At 32.3% G+C, this 1,575-nt stretch carries 2 protein-coding genes and 2 pseudogenes; 1 reads left to right on the top strand and 3 read right to left on the bottom strand.

Annotation, left to right across the window (positions count from 1 at the left end):
- Nucleotides 1-228 (top strand): annotated as a pseudogene (locus IDG60_RS13520) (flavin reductase family protein); the annotation flags it as partial.
- A gap of 84 nt (nucleotides 229-312) precedes the next feature.
- On the opposite strand, the gene IDG60_RS13525 reads toward IDG60_RS13520, so the two are convergent.
- From IDG60_RS13525 to IDG60_RS13535, 3 genes and pseudogenes are all read right to left on the bottom strand, one after another.
- Nucleotides 313-672 carry a hypothetical protein gene (locus tag IDG60_RS13525; protein WP_000603479.1) on the bottom strand — a complete coding sequence of 120 codons (360 nt, stop codon included), beginning with the start codon at nucleotides 670-672 and terminating at the stop codon, nucleotides 313-315.
- Between the two features lie 153 nt (nucleotides 673-825).
- Nucleotides 826-1,128, bottom strand: coding sequence for a hypothetical protein (locus IDG60_RS13530; RefSeq protein ID WP_001260044.1), 303 nt, complete (start codon nucleotides 1,126-1,128; stop codon nucleotides 826-828).
- Nucleotides 1,115-1,575: pseudogene (locus tag IDG60_RS13535) on the bottom strand (hypothetical protein); the annotation flags it as partial. The gene IDG60_RS13530 and the pseudogene IDG60_RS13535, both read right to left, overlap by 14 nt.

Genomic DNA, 1,575 nt, shown 5'->3' on the forward strand with positions numbered 1-1,575 from the left:
GCGAAAATGAGATTCGAATGTAAACTATCGCAAATGATATTGCTTGGAGATGTATTAGATGGGGCTGATTTAATAATAGGTGAAATTGTAACTTATCATATTGATGACAGTATTTATGAGGGTGATTTTAAAATCAATCCACACGCATTACAGGCTGTTTCTCGTTTAGCCGGAAATGATTATGCTAAATTAGGGGGAATATTTACGATAAAGAGACCAGAAAAATAATAAAACACATGCTATAGCGGTGTACCGTTTATGGATTGAATCAAAAGTACACAGGTGCTAAAGTATGTGCTTCTAAAATGAAGACTATTTTTTATTACAAGAAAATGTATCTAGTAAACTTAAAGTAGCAAGACCTAATAAATCTAATGCATGTTGTGCACCTTTTTTACCTTGGCCAGCTTCGAAATGTTTGTAAGCAGCTACACTTAAAATGCCTATCGTTGATAGTGATGCAAGGCGAGAAATGTTTTTATTGATAAAGCTAGCTGAGTATAAAGCAGCAGTAGTTGCTTCTGCAATGCCGACGTATTTTACAAGTTCTTTTTGCAAGCCAAAAGTATGTTCAAACAGTTCAATCATACCCTTATCTTCTTGCAATTTAGGTTTACTGGCTTGGTATAGCTCTTTCGCAAGTTTTAAATTTGTTGCGTAACGCAAAATCATATTTAATTCCTCCCAATCTTTGGATTTTTGTGAAAGATGATTACTTTATCATTTTTACCCGTTTCTATAAAAATGAATCAATTATGTAACGTATGTGTAGTTTAGGAATGTTTGCTATGGAAATATAATTCTGTTCACTCAAAATGTATGAAATTAATGTGTAGTTTTGTCGAGTTGCTCTTTTAATTTGGTTAGATTGTTTTTTAGAGAAGTGGTACTATTTTTAAGTGCATCAACAGATTTACCTTCGTTTTGAGACATTGCGTTTATTACAGCACGAAGTTCTGTTTCTAGTATGTCAGCGTCGCCTTTAGCATTAGAACTTAATACTTTAATATCTCTTAAAAGACTATCTGATAGTAGTGCATTTTTGCCAGTCACCAATTTCGAATTGTAATTCCAACCGCTACTTAACTCAATAGCATCTAAATCGGTTATATGATTATTTGTTCTCATCATACTTTCCTCCCTCGATGGAAATTACATTAGTATCCGATTTTAAACGGCCATTTCCATCTACCATTGACGGGGAAACATCATCTTTATAAAACTGTACAAATTTTGTGCTAGGATATGATTGCATAATGTCATTTATAGATTTTTGAAGGTTCCAAGCATAGTTTTTTACTGTTTCTCTATTTTTTTCTTTATCATAATAAGCAATGAACTCTGATTTCATATTTTTTTGTATTTGTGGATATTTGTTAATCAAAGATTGTAACTGTTGATTGAATGCATCACCTTTTAAGTGCATAACAGGTTTGAATTCTTTTTTGAACTTATCCAGATCATCGATACTATCTGTTCTGAAATTCAAGTATTGCCTTGTAACGCCGTTAAATTCTTGTTTTACTTGAAGTTTTTCGCTCATCGCATAATAGCTGTCTTTTTCAATTTCACTTT

This window comes from Staphylococcus sp. EG-SA-2 (assembly GCF_017152085.1).